General features: G+C 59.2%; 3 protein-coding genes. All 3 read left to right on the top strand.

Features of this window, described 5'->3' with window-relative positions; translation table 11 throughout:
* Positions 1–230: 230 nt before the first annotated feature.
* Positions 231–2,627 carry an ABC transporter permease gene (locus ACTO3O_RS09605; protein WP_297832403.1) on the top strand — a complete coding sequence of 799 codons (2,397 nt, stop codon included), beginning with the start codon at positions 231–233 and terminating at the stop codon, positions 2,625–2,627.
* A gap of 70 nt (positions 2,628–2,697) precedes the next feature.
* Positions 2,698–3,948, top strand: a complete 1,251-nt coding sequence (locus tag ACTO3O_RS09600) for an efflux RND transporter periplasmic adaptor subunit (RefSeq protein WP_297832400.1) — start codon at positions 2,698–2,700, stop codon at positions 3,946–3,948.
* A gap of 209 nt (positions 3,949–4,157) precedes the next feature.
* The coding region (locus ACTO3O_RS09595; protein ID WP_482596744.1) for an ABC transporter permease at positions 4,158–6,012 on the top strand (1,855 nt) is incomplete at its 3' end.

The following is a 6,012-nucleotide window of genomic DNA, read 5'->3' as shown; positions in this document are numbered from 1 at the left end:
GTGACGATCCAGAGCTGGCGGGCGGCGACGGCGAATCCGGTGGAGGCGTTCAAGACGGAGTAGGGATTTGCGACAGGCGGTGCGGTGTCTAAAAAATAGACGGAGGGTGTCTAAAAATTAGACATTCGGAGGCGAAGGGTGAAATTGCAAGAGTCTGATAATGAGTTGATTTTCTGTTATGGCACGGGGTGTGGATAGGGAGGGGCGGAAATCGATAAACAAAATAGGATATGTTCAGAAAATTTTTCCTTGAAAGCTGGCGGGCCAAAAAGAACCGACCGTTTTCGTTCTTTATCAACTGGCTGGGGCTGACGCTCGGGTTTGCAGCGGTGATCGTGATGTATATCTTCATCATCGGGCAGGTGCGGCACGACGACTGTTTCGAACGGCCGATGGACGATGTCTGGCGGTGCGAGGTCGAGGTGGATGAGATCGGTTCGATCTGTCCCGACCCGCTGGCCGGGTTCATGACCCGGTTCCCGGAGGTTATTGCGGCTACTCGTGCGATCAGCTGGGGCTCGATGACGGTGTCGGTGCCGGATCAGCCGGCGGGCGTTCGCTTCTCTCTGAGTTCGATGTTCGGCGACTCGACGCTGTTGCAGGTGCTGCCGTTCCGGATGGTGAGCGGAGGCGGAGCGGACGCTTTGGCCGATGCCTCGAAGGGGATGGTGAGCCGATCGGCGGCCCGGAGGCTCTTCGGTTCGCTCGACGTGATCGGTAAACAGATCGAGGTCAACAATACCTGGAAGGTGACGATCACTGGGGTATTCGAGGATGTTCCGGAAAATTCGCTCTATACGCCGGAGGTGATTCTCACTTTCCAGTTGGCGAATCCGGGCGACAAGGCCGATAAGTGGTTCCGCTGGGCGAGCGAATGCTATTTTCGGGTCAACCCCACGGTCGATATGAAGACTATGAACTATAAGTTTCAGCGGGCTGTACTGGAGCGCATGGCCGAGGCTTACGGGGGGCATTTCATCAAGGAGGGGACGCTCGATGACAAGATCGAGGAGGCCGGAGGGGTGGACAGTCCGAAGTTGCCGCATATCCGTGCTTTCGACGACTGTTACTTCACGCCCGAGGTGACGGGGGCCATGAATGCGTACGATTCGGGGGCGCTGGTGGTGCTGGGCATTATCGCTGTGTTGGTGCTGGTGATCGCTATTATCAATTACGTCAATATCTATACGGCGCGTTCGACGGAGGTGGTGCGCGCGATGGGCATCAAGAGCATCATGGGGGCGAGCCGAGGCAGTCTGATCGGGTTCATTATCGGGGATTCGGTGCTGATCACGTGTGTAGCGGCGGTGACGGCTTTCGGGTTGGCTTATCTGTTGCGGCCGCTCTATCCGATGATCGTCGGCAGCGAACTCTCCCTCTCGCTGAGTTGGGACATGCTGCTGGTGTTGTTCGTGGTGTTGCCGTTGGTGTGCGGGGTGCTGTCGGGGATCTTTCCGGCGATGGTGCTCACGCGGATGAAACCGCTCGATGCCATCGCCAACCGGTCGAGCGGGGGACGGCAGATGTCGGCGGTGCGGAATGCGCTGATCGTCTTCCAGTTCGTCATCTCAATCGGGCTGATCGCGGCGACGTTGCTTATCAACAAGCAGATACGCTATCTCACGACGCTCGACCTGGGCTACCACCGCGAGAATGTGGTGATGGTCGGCGGGGGCTCTTTCATGAACAGGGAGAAATTCAATACGTTCCGCACGCAGCTGCTGAACAGTCCGACTATCGTCAACGCGTCGCTGATTCAGGGGAACCCCATGCATATCGGTTCAATGAACACGGTGCAGATCAACGAACGGGAGCACTTGTCGCCGAAGCATCTCTACGGCGATCAGCATACGCTTCATGTGCTGGGGGTGCCGATGGTCGAGGGGGATTCGATCTCGGAGACCAATGTCGACCGGCTCGAATGGGGGCCGTCCGGCCAAATGGTCATCAACGAGGCGTTTGCCAAGCATATTCGCAATGTGGCGCCGGAGGTGCAGATCCCGGGCGAGAAGTTTGTCGGAGTGTTCAAGGATTTTCAGCACCAGCCGGTGACGGAACAGGTGACGCCGCTGGTACTCGTGCGGGCGTGGAGCGGCGACTCGTATATCCGGATTGCGGCGGGGCAGATCGAACCGGCGCTCCGACACATCGAACGCACGTTCCGCGAGATGTTCCCAAACGAGGTCTTCCAGTATGAATTTATGGACGAACAGTTCGACCGGATGTACAAACAGGAGAATCTCTTCCGGGCGCGGTTGCTGACGTTCAGCGTGCTGGCGATCTTTATCGGCTGTCTGGGGCTCTTCGCGCTGGTGGGATACTCCGTCGAGCGGCGCCGCAAGGAGATCGCGATCCGAAAGGTGCACGGGGCGACGGTGCGAGAGGTGGTGGGGATGCTCTGTCTGAGCTTCCTGAGGTGGCTGGGGCTGGCGTTCGTCATCGCGGTGCCGCTGGTGTGGTGGCTGATGAACGGATGGATGAGCCGGTATGCCTATCGGACAGGGATGAGTTGGTGGATATTCGCAGTGGCGGGGCTCGCGGCGGCGGTGATCGCGCTTTTCACGGTGCTGGGGCAGAGCTATCGCGCGGCGGTCGAAAACCCGGCGGTGGCGATCAAACGGGAGTAAGGGAGATGCGGGGAGAGATATGGCGGGGATTTTTTTAACGGTGATAAATAAGTAAAAACAGATAAGAACTATGGACAGAGTAATTGAAAAAAAGAAGGGGTTGCGGAAAAAACATATCCCGTATGTAGCCGGCGGGGCGGTGTTGCTGGTGTTGTTGGGCTGGCTGATCTTCGGCGACCACAGCGCGTCGATGAAGGTGGACAGCCGGACGGTGACGATCGAGACGGCCCGCAGGGGGCAGTTCAACGACTATGTGCGGGTGAACGGCAATGTGCTGCCGATCACGACGGTGCAGGTGAGTCCGCTCGAGAGCGGGAACGTGGATGTCAAGGTGGTCGAGGAGGGGGCGATGGTGCGCAAGGGCGATGTGATCGTCCGGCTCACCAACCCGCAGCTCAACATGCAGATCCTGACGAGCGAGGCCGACCTGGCGGAAAAGGAGAACCTGCTCCGCAACACGCGGGTGAGCATGGAGCAGGAGAAGCTGAACCTCCAGAAGGAGCGGCTCCAGCTCGATATGGATGTGGCGCGGGCCAAACGCAAGTATGAACAGTACGAGGCGCTCCACCGAGAAGACCTCATCTCGAACGAGGAGTATCTGCAGGCCAAGGAGAATTACGAACTCTCGCTGAAACAGAAAGAGCTGGTCTTCGAACGGCAGCTCCATGACTCGATCTTCCGGAGCATCCAGGTCGACAACATGGAGATCAGTCTCGAAAGCATGAAGAAAAACATGGAGCTGATCCGCCAGCGGGTCGATAACCTCAACGTGAAGGCCAATATCGACGGCGAACTGGGGCAGCTGGATGTGGTGCTGGGGCAGTATGTCAATGCGGGGACGAAGGTGGGGCAAATCAACGACCTGAGCGACTACAAGATCGAGGCGATGATCGACGAACACTATATCGACCGCGTGAAACCGGGGCTTGAAGGGACGTTCGAACGGCAGGGAAACAAGTTCGGACTGGTGGTGCGGACGGTCTTCCCGGAGGTGCGCAACGGCCAGTTCCGGACGTGGTGCTACCTGACGGGCGAGCGGCCCGAAAATATTCGCTCGGGGCAGACTTATTACATCAATCTGGAGCTGGGGCAGCCGACGGAGGGGATCATCATCCCGCGCGGGGCGTTCTACCAGACGACGGGCGGCAGCTGGATCTTCGTGGTGTCGCCGGACGGGGACAAGGCCTACCGCCGGCCGGTGAGGATCGGACGCCAGAATCCGATGTACTACGAGGTGCTCGAAGGGCTCGAGGACGGCGAACGGGTGATCGTGTCGAGCTACGATACCTACGGCGACAATCAGGTGCTGCTGCTCAAATAGGGGGGCGGCGCGACGAAATCGTCGGGGGAGGGCATCCGAAACGGGGCCGGGATGCGTCTCTTGTATGAACATTTGTTGAAAGGATGTTGAAACCGACCCTCGGACGCATCCGAAATCCCGTTTCGATGCGTCTTATGAACGACGGGGTGGCTGGACGGTATGGCCGCTCTGTCGTTCTTTCGGTTTTTAATTTTTTGAATGCAAGTAAAATGAGACTGTTTTTCCGGCAATTTCTGACGACGATGCGTCGTTTCCGGCTGGCCTGCGGGCTGAACATCGTGGGGCTGAGCGTGGCTTTCGCAGCTTTTATCCTGATCCTGATGCAGGTGAGGTATGAGTCGACTTTCGACCGCTTCCACCGGCATGCCGACCGGATCTGCCAGGCCGAGATGCTGATGGCCGAGGGGTTCGTGCCCGTCGTCTCGTCGGAGTTCGGCCGGACGTTCGGCGGGATGGGGGCGGGGATCGAGGCGTATGCGTTGTTGATACCGCCTTTTGAAGATACGTATATCACGGTCGAACGCAACGGGACGAAGGTCGGATTCGTACAGCCGGTGGTGGCGGCCCAGGCGGCGTTTACCGATATCTTCACGCCGGAGATGGTGGAGGGGGTTGCGGATGCGCTGCGGGAACCGGGTAAGTTGCTCCTGCCGGCGTCGCTGGCGCAGAGCTTGTTCGGAACGGAACACGGTGTGGTGGGGCGCGGAATGACGGTGGGAGGAAAGGAGTATGAGGTCGGCGGGGTCTACCGCGATTTCCCGGACAATTCGCAGATCAAAAACCGGGTCATCCTGCCGCTCGTTTTCGGGGCCGACGAGTACAGTTGGGATGGCGCTAACTATCAGATGTATGTGCTGCTCCGTCCGGGGGTAGATCCGGCGCAGATCGTAGAGGGGTGGAAAGCGTTTCCGCTCACCGATAAGATGGATATGGGGATGGAGATAACGGCGAATCTCGTTCGGCTGTCGGATCGCTATTACGACGACCGGTCGGCGGCTTTCGGGATGGGCGCGCTGACGGAACGCGGCAACCGGACGACGATGACGCTGTTGTTGTCCATCGCTCTGTTGGTGATCGGTATCGCCGCAGTGAACTTCGTCAATTTCGCCACTTCGCTCACCCCGTTGCGGATCAAGAATATCAATACACGAAAGGTGTTGGGCTCTCCGGTCGGGACACTGCGGGCAGAGCTGATCTTCGAGTCGGTGGGCATCTCGTTGTTGGGTTTCGGCCTCGGCCTATTGTGGGTCTACCTGCTGGCGGATACCGGCTTCAACGAACTGATTTCGGGGGGTATCTCTTTCTCGACCTACAGTGGGGTGATCTGGTTGGGGCTGGGGGTAGCTCTGGGCGTCGGGATACTGGCGGGGATCTATCCGGCGGTCTACACCACTTCGTTCCCTCCGGCGCTGGTACTGAAGGGGACGTTCGGTCTCTCGCCGAAGGGTCGTAAGCTGCGGACGGCGTTGATCGGCTTCCAGTTCGTGGTCTCGCTGGGTCTGATCGTGGCGGCGATGTTCATGCAGTTGCAGAACCGTTACTTGCGCGGAATCGATACGGGGCTGGATTACGAGGGGATTGCGATGGCCCGGATAGGCGGCGAGCTCCGCGGATCGAAGGCGTTCGAGGAGCGGGTGGTGCAGTCGCCGCTGGTCGAGGAGGTGGGCTATTCGGAGAGGCCGCTGGGGTTGACCAATCTGCATGCTCAGTGGGGACGCGAGCTCCGGGGGACGACGATTCTCTTTGCGGCGGATGTGGTATCGTGGAATCTGCCCCGGATGCTGGGGGTCGAGCTGGCGGACGGGGATTATTTTACGGAGACGGATGCGCGGCGCGAGGGGTGTCGTCATTACCTGTTCAACGAGGCGGCGGCCCGGGAGTTCGGACTCTCGCTACAGGAGCCGCTGAACGAACGAGGATGGGGAGAGGCCCGGTTGACGGGGATCGCCCGGGATTTCAACTACGGGTCGCTGCATGCCGCGGTGGGGCCGATGGCGATGGTGCTGGTGGGGAAGGAGTCGGGGCTCGATAACCGGTTGCAGACTGCTTATTTCAAAATCAAGG

The organism is Rikenella sp. (assembly GCF_056799795.1).
This window is presented reverse-complemented; position numbering and strand designations above follow the sequence as displayed.

Bases quoted from the DNA above. Each gene is read 5' to 3' on its own strand.
- ACTO3O_RS09605 (WP_297832403.1), top strand. From the start codon at position 231: ATGTTCAGAAAATTTTTCCTTGAAAGCTGGCGGGCCAAAAAGAACCGA.
- ACTO3O_RS09600 (WP_297832400.1), top strand. From the start codon at position 2,698: ATGGACAGAGTAATTGAAAAAAAGAAGGGGTTGCGGAAAAAACATATC.